We start from the raw sequence: 15,944 nt of genomic DNA, 5'->3' as shown, positions 1-15,944 counted from the left end.
CCGTCGGGAGTCCTCCCGACGGGGGATCTCCGCTTTCCGGGGGCCCCATCACCCGACCGGGAAAGGTCACCCGCACGAGGGAGCGCGCGAGGTGAACGCCCGTGGTGAGCGGCGTGGGCGCGGTCGGGGCGCCGCCCCGGCGGGCAGGCTCCCGGCGGTGGGCGAGCGACGGGCGAAGGGGCACTCATGCCGGGGTTTCTGGAGGGCGATCCGGGGCGGTACCTGCTGCGGATCCGCGACCTCAACGGGCGGCTGCACGGCTTAGGGTTCGTCGCCGACCCGCAGGGCGGGGTGCTCACCGCGCACGAGAGCGTGGCCGGGCTGGACCGGGTCGTCCTGCACACCCCCGGCGGACAGACCAGGGTGCTCGGCCCGGACGCCGTCCTGTTGCTGCCCGAGCACGGGCTCGCGCTGCTGCGCACCGACGCGGTCGGCGGGCTGCCGGTGCCGCCGCTGCCGGTGGCCGCCCTCGGGGGCGGGCACGAGGTGCTGCTGCCCGCGCTGGCGGGCGAGGACGGCCGGGCGGTCGCACTGCGCTGCGGGCTGCTCGGGGTCACCGGCGCCGGGTACGGCGGGCACCGGCGGGGCGGGGTGCTGCTGCTGGACATGCCGGTGGTCGGCGGCGTCGTGGTGCCGGCCGGCTCGCCGGTGCTGGACGCCCGCAGCGGGGCGGTGGTCGCGCTGGCCGCGCCCGCCCTCCGGGGCCCGCAGCACGGCGGGGCGCTGCCGGCGGTGGCTGCCGGCGGTGGGGTGGAGGTCGCCGAGGCCTTGGCCGGGCTGCTGGCCCGCAACGCGGCGGCCGTGCCCGCGTACGGGCCGGCGCTCAACCTGGCCGGGGTGCTGCGGCTGACCGCGGCCCAGCTCGCGGCCGCCGGCGCCGGACCGGGGCGGGTGGCCGGGCTGGCCGCGGACCGGGTGGACCGGCCGGACGGCCTGGCCGGGGACGAGCCGGCCGCGACCGTCACCGCGCTGGTCGGTGCCCCCGGCAGCGGGCGCTCCACCGAACTGGCCGCGCTGGCCGCCCGCCGCTCCGGCGGCGCCCACCCGCTGCCCACCCTCTGGCTGCGCGGCGCCGACCTGCGCGCCGAGGACCGTTCGCTCGCCGAACCGGTGGAGCGGGCGCTGGCCGCGGCGGCGGCCGAACTGGGCACCCCGGCGCCCGCGCCCGAGCCGGTGGCGGCGCTGTGCGCGGCGGCCGGGCGGGCGCTGCTGGTCGTCCTGGACGGCCCGGAGGAGGCCCCGGCGCGGCTGGACGCGCGCTGGCTGCGCGGCGCCGGGCAGTGGCTGACCGGCTGCGGGGCGCGGCTGCTGACCGCCTGCGGCGAGGAACTCTGGGAGCGGCTGGCCGCCGAGACCTGGGGGAGCGGCACGTTCGGCGCGGGCCGCGCGGAGGAGGCGCACCCGGACGGCGACCTGAGCAGCGCCCCCACCGTGCGGATGGACGGCGGCGGCCCGGGCGGGCCGAGCCTGGCCGGGCACCGGCTCGGCCCGCTGCCGGTCGAGGCCGCCGAGCGGGTGCGCCGCCGCTACGGGCTGCCGCCCGGCCGCCCGGCCGCCGCCGAGGACGCCCGGCACCCGCTGGCCGTCCGGCTGGCCGGGGAGCTGTGGGCCGAGGGGTTGCATGACGGGCCGGTGCGCCGGGGCGAGCTGTTCGGCGCCTTCCTGGACCTGCGCTGCCTGCGGGTGGCCCAACGGCTGGCCGAGGACGGCCGCCCTCGCCGCCCGGGCGCGCACCGCCGGGGCGCTGCCCGACCGGTGGGACCGCGCCACGGGCGGGTGCGCCGGCTCGCCGCGGCGGTGGCGGGCCGGGTCCACGAGGCGGCCCGGCGGATGCTCGGCAGCGAGCCGGGCGGGCTCGGCCGGGCCGCCTTCGAGGAACTGTTCCCGGTCGACGGCGGCTGGGCCACGGCGGTGCTCGCCGAGGGCCTGTTCGTGCCCGCCGGGCCCGGATACCGGTTCGCGCACGGGGAGTTCGCCGACTGGTTGCAGGGCCTGCACCTGGACCTGGACGCGGCGCTGCGGTTGCTGCTCGGCGAGGCCGAGGACACGCCCCCCACGCCCGCCTCGCCCCCCACGCCCGCCGACGCAACGGTGGGGCCCGGCCGGGCCGCGGGGGCGAACACCGTCCCCCGGCACCGGATCGGCCCGGTCGCCGCCGCACTGCGCCGGGTGGCCGAGACCTGGGGCGCGCCCGCCCTGGACCCGTGGCTGCACCGGATCTGGCGCGCGCTGGACCTGCGCCCGCCCGGCAGTGAACCCGCCTGGTGGGCGGGGCGGCTGCTCACCGCCGGCCTGGCCGCCAGCCCGGACCGGGCCGAACACCGGGCGCTGCTCGACCAGTTGGCCGGCCGGATCGCCGAACGGGCTGCTGCGGCGGGCGGGGCTCCGGGTGGGGCGGCGGTCGGGGCGGCGGCGCTCCCGGCCGCCGGGCTCGGCCGCTTCGGCCCGGCGTTCTGGACCGGCCTCGGCCTGCCGCTCGAGGCCGAACTCGCCCTGCTGCGAACGCTGGTGGCGGCCGACGGCCCCGGGCAGCGGTTCCTCGGCGCGGTGGCGGAGCGGCTGCGGAACGATCCGGTCGCGGTGTTCCCGCTGCTGTGCGCCTGGTTCGACGACCCGCGCGGCCTGCCGGGCCGCCCCGGCTGCACCGTGGCCGACCTCGCGCACGACCTGCTGCACGCCCACCGCTGGCTCGCCCTGGACGAGTTGGCCGACGCGCTGGCCGACGCCGCACACCCGAGGGCCGACGCGCTGCTCACCGTGCTCGCCGCCGAGGAGCCGTCCGCGCTCTGCCGCGCGGTGGACCGCTGGAGCCACGACCGGCGGCCCGAGCGGCACGTCGCGGCCGCCGTGCACGCGCTGCGGACCGCCCCGTACGCGACCGGGGCCGCGGCCGAACTGCTGAGGTTCACCGCGCTGACCCTGCTCGCCCGCGAGGACGAGCCCGGCCTGCACGGCGCGGCGCTGGCCCTGCTGGTCGGCGACCCGGCGACCCGGGCCGAGCACCTCCCGGCCGCGCTCGCCCTGCACCGGGCGGGCGGTGACGCCTTCCTCACCCCGAGGGCGCTCGCCCCGGCCCTGGAGAGCGACCCGGAGCCCGTCCTGGCCGCACTCGCCGACCGGCTGGCGGCGCCCGGCACGGCCACCGCCGAGACGCTGCGGGTGCTGGCCGACGCCGCCGCCCCGGTGGCCGTCCGGCGGGGCGCCGAACTGGCCGCCCGGCTGCTGCGCGCGCACCCGGGGCTGGCCGGGCCGGTCGCCGTCGACTACCTCGGCCGCCGGCTGGGGCGCACCGCGGCCGTCGGCCCGGCCGACCGGCTGGAGCTGCGGGTGCTGCTCGGCACCGCGCTGGCCGCCCGGACGGCGGCGGTGCGGCGGCCGTTCGCCGAGGCGCTGTCCGTCCCGGTGGCCGACCCGGCGGCGGACGCGCTGCGCTGCGAGCTGCTGGACATCCTGCTCGCCACCGAGGCCGACCCGGTGGTGCTGGCCGCCGCCGTGGAGCGGCTGGCCGAGCACTGCGCGGCCGAGAATCCGGCCCGGGCCCGCGCGGTGCTGGCCCGGACGGCCGCCGCGCTGCCGGGTGCCGACGAGTTGCTGGTGCGCTGCGCCGGACGCTCCGCGGCCTTCGCCCGGCTGCTCGCCCGGTGGCCGCGCGACGCCGCCCCGACCGCGCCGGACGGCCCCCGGCTGGCCCGGATGTGGGCCCTGACGGCGGCCGGACGGGACCCGCAGTACGCCGCCGCGGAGGCCGAGCGGACCTCGCCGGAGCGGGTCGTACGGCCGCCGGTGCGCTCAACCCGTATTCCGGTGCCTGAGCCGGGGCAGGCGCATGGCACGCTATAGGGGTTCGGGTTTTGAGCGTTTGAGCGTACAGAGGGTACGCGCCGTACGGAACAAGGAGCGGTCAGGTGCAGCGCTGGCGTGGCCTGGAGGAGATCCCCGGTGACTGGGGACGCAGCGTCGTCACCATCGGCTCGTTCGACGGGGTGCACCGCGGGCATCAGCTGATCATCGGACGGGCGGTCGAGCGCGCCCGCGAACTCGGCCTGCCCTCGGTCGTGGTGACCTTCGACCCGCACCCGCGTGAGGTCATCCGCCCGGGCAGCCACCCGCCGCTGCTCGCGCCGCACCCGCGCCGGGCCGAGCTGATCGCGGAGCTCGGGGTGGACGCGGTGCTGGTGCTGCCGTTCACCACCGAGTTCTCGAAGGAGTCCCCGGAGACCTTCGTCCGGCAGGTCCTGGTGGACGCGCTGCACGCGCGGGTCGTCATCGAGGGCCCCAACTTCCGCTTCGGGCACAAGGCCGCGGGGGACGTCGCGCTGCTCGCCGAGCTGGGCCGGGCGGACGACTACGAGGTCGAGCTGATCGACCTGCAGGTGTGCGGCACGGCCGGGGACGGCCAGCCGTTCTCCTCCAGCCTGACCCGCCGGCTGGTCGAGGCCGGGGACATGGCGGGCGCCAACGAGGTGCTGGGCCGCCCGCACCGGGTCGAGGGCGAGGTGGTGCGCGGCGCGCAGCGCGGCCGCGAGCTGGGCTTCCCGACCGCCAACGTCGAGACCGTCCCGCACAGCGCGGTCCCGGCCGACGGCGTGTACGCGGGCTGGCTGACCGCGGACGGCGAGCGGATGCCGGCCGCGATCTCGGTCGGCACCAACCCGACCTTCGACGGCACCGCCCGCACCGTCGAGGCGTACGCCATCGACCGGGTCGGCCTGGACCTGTACGGGCTGCACGTCGCGGTGGACTTCCTGGCCTACCTGCGCGGGATGGAGAAGTTCGACTCCATCGAGGCGCTGCTGGACCGGATGGCCGACGACGTCAAGCGCGCCCGCGAGCTGACCGACGGGATCTGACCGAGCGGAGCGAAGCTTCGGCAGGGGCGCCTGAGCCCCGGTGACGCCGGAAGGGCCCGCCGACTGGTGTCGGCGGGCCCTTCCGTGTCGTCACTGCTGGGGTGCCTGCGGCGGGTAGCCGTAGCCCGGCGGCGGGGGCCGGTACCCGTCCGGCTCGGCGGGCGGGGCGGGCACCGGCGGCTGCCCCTGGGCGGACGGGTAGCCGTAGCCCGGGTTGGGCTGTGGAGCGCCCTGCTGCGGCGGCCAGGGCTGCTGCTGCGGGTAGCCGTACCCGGGCGGGGGCGGCGGGGCCTGGCCGGGCTGCGGCGCCCACGGCGCACCGGGGGCGGGCGGCGGGGCCTGCGCGGCCTGGCCCTGGTAGGGCTGCGGCTGCGGGGCCTGCGGCTGCTGCCAGGTGGACTGCTGGGCGGCGGCCTGCTGGGCCCGGATGATGTCCTCGCCGACCAGGGTGGCCAGCTCGAAGTACGCCTCGCGGACCTTGGGCCGCATCATGTCGAGGTTGACCTCGGCGCCGGCCGCCAGGCTCTCGTCGAACGGCACCACGACCACGCCGCGGCAGCGGGTCTGGAAGTGCGCGACGATGTCCTCGACCTTGATCATTTTGCTGGTCTCGCGAACCCCGGAGACCACCGTGATGCTGCGCTGCACCAGATCCGCGTAGCCGTGCGCGGAGAGCCAGTCCAGGGTGGTCGAGGCGCTGGAGGCGCCGTCCACGCTGGGGGTGGAGACGATGATCAGCTGGTCGGCCAGGTCCAGCACCCCGCGCATCGCGCTGTACAGCAGGCCGGTGCCGGAGTCGGTCAGGATGATCGGGTACTGGCGGCCCAGCACGTCGATGACCTGGCGGTAGTCCGAGTCGTTGAAGGTGGTGGAGACCGCCGGGTCGACGTCGTTCGCCAGGATCTCCAGGCCCGAGTTCAGGTCCTGCGAGGTGAACTGACGGATGTCCATGTAGCTGCGCAGGTGCGGGATGGCCGTCACCAGGTCGCGGATGGTCGCGCCGGTCTGGCGCTTGACCCGGCGGCCCAGGGTGCCGGCGTCCGGGTTGGCGTCGATCGCGATCACCTTGTCCTGGCGCTCGCTGGCCAGGGTCGCGCCGAGCGCGGTGGTGGTCGTCGTCTTGCCGACCCCGCCCTTGAGGCTGATCACGGCGATCCGGTAGCAGCTCATCACCGGGGTGCGGATGATCTCCAGCCGGCGGGCCTTCTCGGCCGCCGCGGCCTTGCCGCCGAACTGGAACCGCGGCTGCTGGCGCTGCTGCTTGGGCTGGCTGCGCAGCAGCCGGTCCGAGGACAGCTCGACGGCGGCGGTGTAGCCGAGCGGCGCGCCGTGCGCGGTCTGCTGCGGGGCGGCGGACTGCTGGAACGCGGCGGGCTGCGACGCCGGCGGCTGCTGCTGCCACGGCTGCGCGGGGCCCGGCGGCTGCGCCTGCTGCGGCTGGACGGGCTGGCCCGGGAGCGGCTGGCCGGGCTGGGGCTGCGCGGGCTGCGGCTGGCCCGGCTGCTGGTACGCGGCGGGCTGCGGCCACCCACCCTGGCGCGGGTCCACCGGGCCGGGCTGCGGGGCCGGAACAGGCTGCGGGGCCGGGACGGGCTGCTGCTGGGCGGCGGGGGCAGGCTGGGCCTGGGCCGCCGCCTGCTGGGCCGCCCACGCGGCCTGCGGATCCCAGGCGGCCTGCTGGTCCTGCGGGCTCTGGGGGTTCTGGGGGTTCTGCGGCGGGACCGGCTGGGCGGGCGGCTGCGCGTACGACTGCGGCGGGACGGGCTGCCCCGGCTGCGCGGTCGCGGGGGGCATCGGGGCCGCCGGGTACGGCTGGGGCGCGGGCGGCTGCGCCAGGGCCTCCGCCGTCGGCCAGGCCGGGGCGGCGGGCTGCGGCTGCTCGGGGGTGGGAACGGGCGCGGGAACAGGCGCGGGGGAGGCCGTCGGGAACGGGACGTGCTGGGCCTCGGCCTGCACGGGCGCCGGGGCGGCGGCAGGCGCGGCGATCGGCGCGGCCTCGGCCGTCGGAGTCGGGACCGGGGCGGCCGTCGGATCCTGGGCCTGGTACGGGGCCGGAGCCTGGACCTGCGCCGGAGCCTGCGCCGCCACCGGAGCCGGGGCGGCCGGGTACGCCGTCTCCGCAGCGGGCGCGGGCATGGACTTGAGCGCGTCGGCCGGACCGGCGGCCGGGCTCACCGGTGCCGCCGCCGAGGCCGTTGGGGCCGCCGCGGCCATGGGAGCCGTCGGAGCCGCCGGGGCCTCCGTCTGCACGTACCAGGACGGGGGAGTGTAGTCAGGCGCGTCCGACCAGTCGTCGTCGTCCTCTGCCGCGTTGTCGCCGACGTAGACGCCGTCCCGATCGCTACTCACTCTGGCTCCCTCGTGTTCGCCGCCGCTTGTTCAGCGGTGCCGTTGCCGCATCAAAGACTAGGCCGTACGGCAACCCCCGTTGAAGGCGGCTTCGGTTCCGCGGCGGCCCGCCGGGTGCGGCGAGCCGCGGCTCAGTCCGTCCGGTCAGTCCATCCGGCGCGGGCCGCCGAGCACCTGCTGCTCGGCCTGTCCGGCCACGGCCCGTACGTACTGGCGCCGCATCCGGGTCGCCCACAGGGTGAGGTCGTCGCCGAGGGTGGGCAGCGTGGCCACGTCCTCCGGCGGGAGCGACAGCACCCGGCCGGTCAGTTCCGCCTCCTGCGGGGAGATCCGCTGCACGCCGACCAGGTCGGCCGCGTTGAGCACCCGGGCGGCGTTCGGGCCCAGGTACGGCAGCAGCGTCAGGGTGGTCTGCCAGGGCGCGGCGGAGAGCCGGCTGCGCGGCGGACGGGCGCCGAGGTCGCGCACCACCAGCACCGGCGAGGCCACCGAGGCGCCCTGCGGGCCGAGCCTGCCGACCTGGTGGATCGTCACGCACGGCTGCCCGCCGCCGGCGGCCTGCGCCATCGGGCCCCACAGCTGCCCGCGGGCGGTCTCCACCGCGACCCGGGCGCCGATCGCGGCCGCCCGCAGCGCGATGACCTGCGCCGTCCACATGCCGCCGACCAGCACCAGGTCGTACGCGCTGGGGCGGAAGAGGCCGAGCACCGCGGGCAGTCCCTGCGGGTCGACGCCGATGACCACGCCGTCGTCGCCGACCGGGAAGGCCAGCGCGGCGAGGTCGGCGGGTTCGAGCACGTGCTTCTCCCGGCGCGGGCCGCGCAGCCCGAAGCCGGGCAGGATCCGCGGCCGGGTCCGGCGCTGCTCGGCGCCGGGCTGCGGGCCGACGGCGGGATAGCTCTGGTACGCCATCAGGACGCTCCTCCCAGCGGCAGGGTGGCGAGCATGCCGGGGGCCTGCTCCAGGTCGAGCCGGACGAGGCCGAGGCCGGCGCTCTGCGCCCGGGTCTCCACCTGGCGGCCGACCTGGCCGACCTCGCTCTCGCTGCGCCCGGTCACCCGCAGGTGCCCGCTGACGGTCACCGAGTCGCCGGTGCCGTGTCCGGCGGTCAGGCTGAAGGTGCTGGCCAGGGCCGGGGATCCGGTCATCAGGTTGACCAGGTCCGGTGCGGCGATCCGGCCGGGGGCGCCGCCGGGGCGGCTGAGCTGCGGCCAGCGGGAGATCCAGTAGGTGGTGTGCCAGCGGTCGTCGATCCGCCAGAACCGGTTGCCCTCCTGGGTGCGGCGGTTGGTGCCGCCGCCGCTGCCGGTGCCCTGGCGGCCGGCTACCGCGATCGGGTTGGCGCAGGCGGAGATGGACAGGGCGGCGATCAGCTCGCGCTCGTCCAGCACGGTCGCGTTGAAGCCGGCGCTGTTGAGCCGGCCGGCCAGCTGGTCGGTCACCCGCTGCAGCGCCTTGCGGGCGCCATCCTCGCCGCCGCCGCGGGCCCGGACGGCGGTCGCCGCGCGTTCCGGGTCGAGCTTGAGGGCGATCCAGGTCAGCCGCAGCCCGGGGGTGGAGGTGCCGTCCGGCAGCTCGCGGTAGGCGCGGGCGGCCAGGGACTGCTCGGGCAGGTGCGGGGCCGGGGCGGGCTGGGTGTGCTGGACCAGCTGCACCGACTCCAGGGTGATGTCGTCCACCGTGAGGGCCGAGCAGATCACGTCCAGCGGCAGCGGCAGCGCGGTGCGCACCGGGCGCAGCGGCTGGTCCTTGGCCTGGACGAGCAGGACCGAGCTGAGGAAGGTGCCGTCGCCGACCATTCCGGTCTCGCGGCGCACCGGGCGGCCGCCGAACTCGGCCTCGGTGGCGTGGGTGCAGGTGCGCAGCCCCGGTTCGAGCTCCAGCGCCGGCGCCAGTGCCGGGTCGGTGCCGGCCGGCGGCAGCAGCGTACGGGCCTGCTTGCGGCGGGACTTGAGGGCGGAGCGCACCCGGAGCAGCTCGGGGATGGTACGGCCGCGCACCGGGATGGCGGCGAGGACGAGCAGCACCAGCGCGACCGCGCCGAAGCCGGCCGCGACCGGGCGGCTGATGGTCCAGCCGACCGCGACCAGTGCCACCGCGACCTCGACCAGGACGAGCTGCTGGAGCTTCAACCGGCCGCCGAGCAGCCCGGGTCGGGGATTGACGCGGACCTGGACGGCACCGCCGCCACCCGCGTTCGGCGGTGACTGGACGGGCCCCGCCTCGGCGGCTCGGCCGCCGCGCTGCGGCCGGCCGGACCGGCGCGACCTCCCGCCGCCCGCGCTGCGCCGGCGTCCTGGAGCGGTCTGGCTTGGCATCCCCCGGTGGCCCTCTCTGATCCTTTGTCGCGGCCCGGCTGGCTGGTTCGCGGACCGTACCCGTACCGTACTCACCGTCTGCTGCCGCATCGTAGAGGGTTCGCACCGGTTCGCGCCCGGCGGGTGGACCACGGGGCAGGTCGGTCTGACAACGTCCGACAACGTCTGACTAGGGGGACGACGAGGATGGCATCGCGCCGGGACGAGCTCAACGCGTACACCTTCGCCCGCAAGCGAACGGTGGGCGCCTTTCTGCTGCCCGCCGGCGGCGGGAGTGACGAGGACGCGCCGCGTCCGGTGAAGGCGGTGCTCCCGAGCATCCTGGCCGGCGCCGTGGTCGTGGCCGGGTTCGGGGTCTGGGGGGTGTTCAAGCCCAGTGCCCCGCTGAAGTGGGACGACGGCAAGAACATCATCCAGGGCAAGCAGTCGACCACCCGGTACGTGGTGCTGACCGACCCGGACGGCACGACCAAGCGGCTGCACCAGGTGCTCAACATGTCCTCGGCGCGGCTGGTGCTGCCCGTCGACGCCAAGGTCGTGGTGGTCGACGACGGGGTGCTCGACCGGTACCCCAACCACGGTCCGACCATCGGTATCCCGTACGCGCCGGACAAGTTGCCGACCAAGGACAACGCGAGCCAGTCGATGAAGTGGGCGGTCTGTGACCGCCCGGGCTCGGACGAGAAGCAGGAGACCGTCAACCAGGCGGTGTTCGTGACGGCCGGCCCGGACGCGGCGACGCTGGCGGCCAAGGACCGGATGCTCGGCCCGGACCAGCTGATGCTGGTGCAGCAGGCGGACGAGCAGCAGGTTTCGGCCGCGCCGGCGCCGGGTCAGCAGGCCGCCTCGGGGGCGAAGGTCTACCTGGTCGACGCGCAGGGCCGCAAGCACGAGATCGGCTCCCCGCAGTCGGACGACAAGGAGCGCAAGTCGCTGATCACCGCGGTCTTCGGGCCCAACGCGGTGCCGCAGCGGGTCAAGCGGGACTGGCTGGACACCCTGGTCAACGGCACCCCGATCACCTTCCCGCAGATCGCGGAGATGGCCGACAGCCCGAACCCCAACTCCACGGTGCAGCTGGGGAACGCCGCCGACCGCCGGATCGGCCGGCTGGTGCACTACCAGGACCGCCAGTACGTGGTCGGCAAGGACCGGCTCTTCCTGGTCACCCCGTTCCAGGCGGAGCTGATCCGGCAGAACCCGGCGTTCCAGATGCTCTACAAGTACGACCAGGACAAGAAGCCGCGCAGTGACGAGATGACCCCGGCCGACCAGTCCCAGGTCGGCAGCGAGACGCCGCTGCCGGGCACCGTGGCCGACTGGCCGATGAAGTCCGGTGCGCCGGTGAACAACTGGCAGGACCGCCAGGGCGCCCGGCTGGTCGTGTGCAGCACCTTCGACGGCGTCGCCGAGGACGGCAAGACGCCCAAGCGCAGCGTCTGGGCCGGGACCTCGTACCCCGCGCAGTACAACAACGGTGCCGGCGCCGCGTACGTGACGCCCGGTCACGGCCTGTTCTACCGCGCGCTGAACAACACCACCGGCGGCTCCGGCACCGACTTCCTGATCACCGAGACGGGGCTGCGGTACGCCGTCCCGGCCAACGGTGACGGCGGCCGCGGCGCCACCCCCGCGCCGGGTGCGCAGCCCGGCCAGAGCGGCGCCCCGAAGACGCCGGCCCCGCAGCCGGGCACCCCGACCCCGGCGTCGCCGGACCAGCAGTCCGGCCAGCAGCCGGGTCAGCAGCAGGACGAAACCGGCGGCAACCAGGCCCGGTTGGGCTACCAGGGGATCCGGCCGCTGCCGGTGCCGCACGAGTGGTCGGACCTGGTGCCGGCCGGCCCGCCGCTGACCGCGAAGAGCGCCGTCCAGCCGCAAAACGCCTGACCGGCCAAGCGCGGCAAAGGAATTGGCCGCAGTGTCATGGTCTGGTAACTACTCAGTGCTCGGTGTTGGGCGAGCTGCGTGTGCCGACTACAGTGCTGCTGGGCATCACACAGGTGATGCGGCGGTGGGGCCCTTCGGGGCTCTCCGTGTACGCAATGTTGTCTCATGGGGGACGGTGGAGCATGGCTCAGGGTCAGTTCACGATGACTGCTCAGGAGATGCTGGCTTTCGCCAATCAGATCGAGCAGGCGATCGGCAAGATCGAGGCTGAGAAGAACAAGCTGAACAGCACGGTCACGGGCATCACCAGCGGCTGGCAGGGTCAGGCGGCGACCGCCTACACGAACCTGCAGAACCGGGTCAACGGGGACATCGCGAAGCTCAAGGAGTCGCTGTCCGCGATCAAGCACGCGATCGAGCAGACCACCAAGCACTACGCGAGCACCGAGGAAGAGCAGAAGGCGATGTTCGCCGACTCCCAGGGCTGATCGCCGCAAGCGCGCTGATCACCGGTCTGTTCCGAACCGCCGCTCGGCGGGGTGTCCGCCACTGACCGCGGGACGCTCCGCACCCTCGTCAAGGGAGACAACGTGTCCGACCACATTCTCGTCAACTTCGAGACCGTTCACCACGCCGCCGAAGAGGTCAAGGCCTCGGCGGCCCGCATCGAGCAGCTGCTGAGCGACCTGAAGAAGGACGTCACCCGCATCGCCCAGAGCTGGCAGGGCAAGGCCCAGGAGGGCTACAAGGTCCAGCAGGCCAACTGGGACTCGGCGGCCAACGACCTGCACTCGGCCTGCACGCAGATCGCGACCTCGCTGGAGAACGCCGCGCAGAGCTACCGGACCACCGAGGACAGCAACGCCAAGCTCTGGCACTGACCAGGCGTTCCCCCAGCGGGAACGACAGGGGGCGGGTACCCGGACTCCGGGCACCCGCCCTTCGGCGCGTGGCACGGGTAGACGACATGAGGGGTGGCAGGGTGTCCGGACGCGGGTACCGGAAGACGGCTGCGGCACTGGCCGCGCTCGCGGTGCTGGGCGGCCCGCTCGCCGCCCCGGCGTACGCCGACAGCGGAACCGGGCTGGCCGCCGCGGGCGACTGCCCCAAGAACGCGCCCGACGTGCAGACCGTGCCGTGGTCGCTGCAGCGCCTGCTGCTGGACGAGCTGTGGCAGGGCGGGCGGACCACCGGCAAGGGCGTGTTGGTCGCGGTCATCGACACCGGTGTGGACGACCGGAACCCGCAGCTGGCCGGAAAGGTCGTGCAGGGCTCCAACCTGCTGGTCGACAAGGAGACCAAGCAGCCGGTCGGAGGCACCGCCAAGGACGACCCGGTCGGCCACGGCACCAAGGTGGCGGGCATCATCGCGGCCGGCCGCAACGACAAGACCGGGTTCGTCGGCCTGGCCCCCGACGCGCAGATCTACTCGATCCGGCAGAACGACAGCGAGGGCAACGGCGACGTCTCCACGCTCGTGAAGGCCATCCAGGAGGCGGTCGCGGCCAAGGCCAAGGTCATCAACATCTCCCAGGACGTGCGCGGCGCGGGCGACGCCCACTTCGGCGGCTTCCAGGAGCTGAAGGCCGCGATCCAGACCGCCGAGCAAGCCGGCACCGTGGTGGTCGCCTCCACCGGGAACGACGGCAAGGAAGGCGACACCTACCCGGGCGCCTTCCCGACCGTGCTGGCCGTCGGTGCCTCAGACCGCAACAACGAGCGCGCCCCGTTCTCCCAGTACGGCTCCTTCGTGAAGGTCGCCGCGCCCGGCGTCGACATGCTCTCCACCGTGCCCGGGAGCGGGCAGTGCGTGGACAACGGCACCAGCTTCGCCGCCCCGTACGTCTCCGGGCTGGCCGCGCTGCTGTTCGGCGCGCACCCGGGCTGGTCGCCGGCCCAGGTGCGGGCCTGGATCGAGCAGACCGCCCAGCGCACCCAGCGCGACCCGGACCAGTTCGTCGGCTGGGGCGTGGTGGACCCGGTCAAGGCCGTCACCACGGCCCCCGACGACGCGCCGTCCGCCCCCACCCCGGACGCCCCGGTGCAGCTCGCCTCCGCGCCGATCGTGCCGCGGCCGGTCGGCCTCGGAGAGACCCAGGCCGACCGCGACGGCCGCACCGCGACGTACGTCCTCGGCGTCGGCGCGCTGCTGGTCGCCCTGCTGATCGGTGGCGGCGTGGTGCTGCGCGACCACCGGCGCAAGTCCGCCGACCGAGCCGGACGCGACTGACCCGGCCGCGACCGAGCCGGACGCGACTGACCCGGGCGCGGCCGATCGTGCCGCGGCCGATCGGGGCCCCACCGATCGGGACGTCTCGAAAGTTCCTCCGGAACGGCTGTAACACCGCCGCCCGCCCACCGCATCGATGAAGTGTCAGGGAGGGCGGACCGCGGGGGGCAGCGCGCATGGGGTGGATCGGGGCGGGCCGGGAGGCCAAGGACGCCGAGTTCCTGGAACTCGTCGCAGGCCGCACCGGCCACCTGTACCGCTCGGCCTGCCTGCTCACCAGCGGTGACACCCACTACGCCGAGGACCTCGTCCAGGAGGCCCTCGGGCGGATGTACGTGCTCTGGCGGCGCAGCGCCTTCACCGGCGGCCGGGACCGGATCGCCAACCCGGCGGCCTACACCCACACCGTCATGGTGCGCACGTTCCTCGCCCAGCAGCGCCGACGCTCCAGCGGCGAGCGCCCCACCGACGCCCTTCCGGAGGCGGCGGGGCAGGACACCGACAGCAGCCTGCGGCTGACCCTCCTCGACGCACTCGGCCGGATGCCGCCCAAGGACCGCGCCGTCCTGGTGCTGCGCTACTGGGAGGACCGCAGCGTCGAGGAGACCGCCGACGTGATGCGGGTGTCCTCCGGCGCCGTCCGGACCCGCACCACCCGGGCGCTGGCCCGGCTGCGCACCCTGCTCGGCGACTCACTGGGCGAGCTCGCCACCCGCTGAGGGCGGTGGCGGTCGGTGGCCCTCCCGGGGCGACGTGGCGGTCGGTGGCCCTCCCTTTCAAATACTGCCCGTGACGCAAGGAGACGGTGAACACCCATGCCCGAGCCGGACAAGTTCGAGGACGATCTTCTCTACGCCCTCACCCGTACGGGTGAAGGCTTCCGCACCGAGCAGGCCGAGCTGGTCGCGGGCGGCTACCAGCGCGGGCGCCGCCGCTGGCGCCGCCGCTCGACCGCCGCCGTGGTGGGCGGCGCGGCCGCGCTGGCCCTGGTGGGCACCGGCGCGGTGTACCTGGCCGGTGCTCCGGGGGCGAAGGGCGCGGGCACCGTGGCCGCGGCCTCCGCCCCGACGGCCGCCGCCGGCAGTGGCAGCGGAAGTCCTGCGGCCACGCCGACGACGGCGGGGTCCTCGGCCCCGACCGTGATCAGCGGTGACGAGGTGCTGGCGACCTTCCGGGCCCTGCTGCCCAAGGGCGAGACCACCGACGCGAAGGGCCGCGGCACCGACGACGACAAGGCGAACGGCACCTTCGTCGGGGCGGACGTGGTCTTCGACGACGGCCAGGGCAAGTCGCTGGTCGAGATCGGCATCCAGAAGCACCGGCCCGGTCAGGGGCAGCCGCGCAGCTGCCCGACGGACTTCAAGCTCGCCCGGGTCGACTCCTGCGCCGTCACCACCCTGGCGGACGGCTCCCAGCTGATGCTCGAGCAGGGGTACGAGTACTCGGACAACCGGGCCGACACCAAGGAGTGGAGCGCCTCGCTGGTCGGTCCGGACGGCCGGGAGATCAACGTGAGCGAGTGGAACGCGCCTCAGGAGAAGGGCGCGCCGGACAGCCGCCCGACCCCGCCGCTCACCCTCGACCAGCTGAAGGCGATCGTCGTCGACAAGTCCTGGGACCGGGTCGTGGCGGCGGTCAAGTTCGACGGCATCGACGTGACGGCGGTCGACCCGGGCCTGTCGCTGGCGGACCGGGAGGCCGCCCTGGCCGGGCTGCTGCCCGCCGGGGTGACCGTGACCGGCCGCACCGGCAGCCCGCTGGTGGCCACCTTCCAGCTCGCGCAGGGCCAGACCACCGGCTCGGTGGTGCTGCGGGTGGAGAACTGGGCGAAGTCCGTGGACAACCCGGGGCAGCAGGCGTTCAAGGACGCGCTCACCCTGCCCGACGGCAACAAGGTGCTCACCAGGGGCGGCCCGGACACCAAGGAGAAGATGCCGCTGACGGTGAACGTCCTGCACCCGGACGGCACCGAGGTCATGGTCGCCCAGGGCCCGACCGGGAAGCCGCTGCTCACCCTGGAGCAGCTGAAGGCGATCGCCACCGGCGCCGTGTGGAAGGCCAAGAAGTAGCACTGGCCCGGAAGTAGCACTGGCCCGGAAGTAGCGGTGGCTCAGAAGGAGGTGGCGGCCTGAACGCGGCGGGGGGGGGGGGGGGGGGGGGGGGGGGGGGGCCCGCCCCCGGGGGGGGGGGGGGGGGGGGGGGGGGGGCCCCCGCGGGGGTGTCGTGGGCGGGGGCGACTGCGGACGGAGTGTACGTGGGGACGGTGGTCATGGCGGACCCTCCAGGGCAGCACGATCGGCGGTGCCGTGG

11 protein-coding genes are annotated in these 15,944 nt (G+C 75.5%); 8 read left to right on the top strand and 3 right to left on the bottom strand.

All coding sequences use genetic code 11. From position 1 onward, the window contains the following. Nucleotides 1-186 precede the first annotated feature (186 nt). Entirely contained in the window at nt 187-3,840 is a 3,654-nt protein-coding gene (locus ACZ51D_RS39515; protein ID WP_465665086.1) for a serine protease, read from the top strand. Nucleotides 3,841-3,905: 65 nt separating this feature from the next. Next, on the top strand, nt 3,906-4,850 hold the full coding sequence (locus tag ACZ51D_RS39510; protein ID WP_360505286.1) for a bifunctional riboflavin kinase/FAD synthetase: 945 nt from the start codon (nt 3,906-3,908) through the stop codon (nt 4,848-4,850). A 90-nt stretch (nt 4,851-4,940) separates the two neighbouring features. Here the strand turns inward: ACZ51D_RS39510 and ACZ51D_RS39505 are convergent, their stop codons facing one another. The 3 genes from ACZ51D_RS39505 to eccE form a co-directional block, all read right to left on the bottom strand. Then, the gene (locus ACZ51D_RS39505) at nt 4,941-7,064 is read right to left on the bottom strand and encodes a MinD/ParA family ATP-binding protein (protein WP_465665116.1); all 2,124 of its coding nucleotides are present in this window, start codon (nt 7,062-7,064) and stop codon (nt 4,941-4,943) included. Nucleotides 7,065-7,343: 279 nt separating this feature from the next. Next, nucleotides 7,344-8,111, bottom strand: coding sequence for a hypothetical protein (locus tag ACZ51D_RS39500; RefSeq protein WP_360505282.1), 768 nt, complete (start codon nt 8,109-8,111; stop codon nt 7,344-7,346). After that, complete coding sequence (eccE, locus tag ACZ51D_RS39495; RefSeq protein WP_465625230.1) at nt 8,111-9,517, bottom strand: type VII secretion protein EccE; 1,407 nt, start codon at nt 9,515-9,517, stop codon at nt 8,111-8,113. Before eccE ends, ACZ51D_RS39500 begins: the two co-directional genes overlap by 1 nt. Before the next feature lie 186 nt (nt 9,518-9,703). Between eccE and ACZ51D_RS39490 the strand changes: the two genes are divergently transcribed. The 6 genes from ACZ51D_RS39490 to ACZ51D_RS39465 all read left to right on the top strand — a co-directional run bounded on the left by ACZ51D_RS39490 (nt 9,704) and on the right by ACZ51D_RS39465 (nt 15,703). Continuing rightward, a complete protein-coding gene (locus tag ACZ51D_RS39490; RefSeq protein ID WP_465625228.1) occupies nt 9,704-11,404 on the top strand; it encodes a type VII secretion protein EccB in 1,701 nt (566 codons plus the stop codon). A gap of 203 nt (nt 11,405-11,607) precedes the next feature. Next, nucleotides 11,608-11,892, top strand: coding sequence for a WXG100 family type VII secretion target (locus tag ACZ51D_RS39485; RefSeq protein WP_360505276.1), 285 nt, complete (start codon nt 11,608-11,610; stop codon nt 11,890-11,892). Between the two features lie 102 nt (nt 11,893-11,994). Then, entirely contained in the window at nt 11,995-12,285 is a 291-nt protein-coding gene (locus tag ACZ51D_RS39480; RefSeq protein ID WP_465625226.1) for a WXG100 family type VII secretion target, read from the top strand. Between the two features lie 101 nt (nt 12,286-12,386). Further along, on the top strand, nt 12,387-13,634 hold the full coding sequence (mycP, locus tag ACZ51D_RS39475) for a type VII secretion-associated serine protease mycosin (protein ID WP_465625224.1): 1,248 nt from the start codon (nt 12,387-12,389) through the stop codon (nt 13,632-13,634). Nucleotides 13,635-13,810: 176 nt separating this feature from the next. Next, nucleotides 13,811-14,353, top strand: a complete 543-nt coding sequence (locus tag ACZ51D_RS39470) for a SigE family RNA polymerase sigma factor (protein WP_360505270.1) — start codon at nt 13,811-13,813, stop codon at nt 14,351-14,353. Nucleotides 14,354-14,449: 96 nt separating this feature from the next. Further along, a complete protein-coding gene (locus tag ACZ51D_RS39465; protein ID WP_465625222.1) occupies nt 14,450-15,703 on the top strand; it encodes a hypothetical protein in 1,254 nt (417 codons plus the stop codon). The last annotated feature ends 241 nt before the right edge of the window (nt 15,704-15,944 follow it).

It is taken from the genome of Kitasatospora sp. NPDC033851, from assembly GCF_055576085.1.
Note: the sequence above shows the minus strand (reverse complement) of the source record. Positions and strands in the feature narration are given on the sequence as shown.

What these genes read in the sequence shown, in the direction of transcription:
- ACZ51D_RS39470 (WP_360505270.1), top strand. Translation starts at nt 13,811, where the DNA reads ATGGGGTGGATCGGGGCGGGCCGGGAGGCCAAGGACGCCGAGTTCCTG.
- ACZ51D_RS39500 (WP_360505282.1), bottom strand. Translation starts at nt 8,111, where the DNA reads ATGGCGTACCAGAGCTATCCCGCCGTCGGCCCGCAGCCCGGCGCCGAG.
- ACZ51D_RS39515 (WP_465665086.1), top strand. Translation starts at nt 187, where the DNA reads ATGCCGGGGTTTCTGGAGGGCGATCCGGGGCGGTACCTGCTGCGGATC.
- ACZ51D_RS39465 (WP_465625222.1), top strand. Translation starts at nt 14,450, where the DNA reads ATGCCCGAGCCGGACAAGTTCGAGGACGATCTTCTCTACGCCCTCACC.
- ACZ51D_RS39490 (WP_465625228.1), top strand. Translation starts at nt 9,704, where the DNA reads ATGGCATCGCGCCGGGACGAGCTCAACGCGTACACCTTCGCCCGCAAG.
- ACZ51D_RS39505 (WP_465665116.1), bottom strand. Translation starts at nt 7,064, where the DNA reads ATGGCCGCGGCGGCCCCAACGGCCTCGGCGGCGGCACCGGTGAGCCCG.
- eccE (WP_465625230.1), bottom strand. Translation starts at nt 9,517, where the DNA reads ATGCCAAGCCAGACCGCTCCAGGACGCCGGCGCAGCGCGGGCGGCGGG.
- ACZ51D_RS39485 (WP_360505276.1), top strand. Translation starts at nt 11,608, where the DNA reads ATGACTGCTCAGGAGATGCTGGCTTTCGCCAATCAGATCGAGCAGGCG.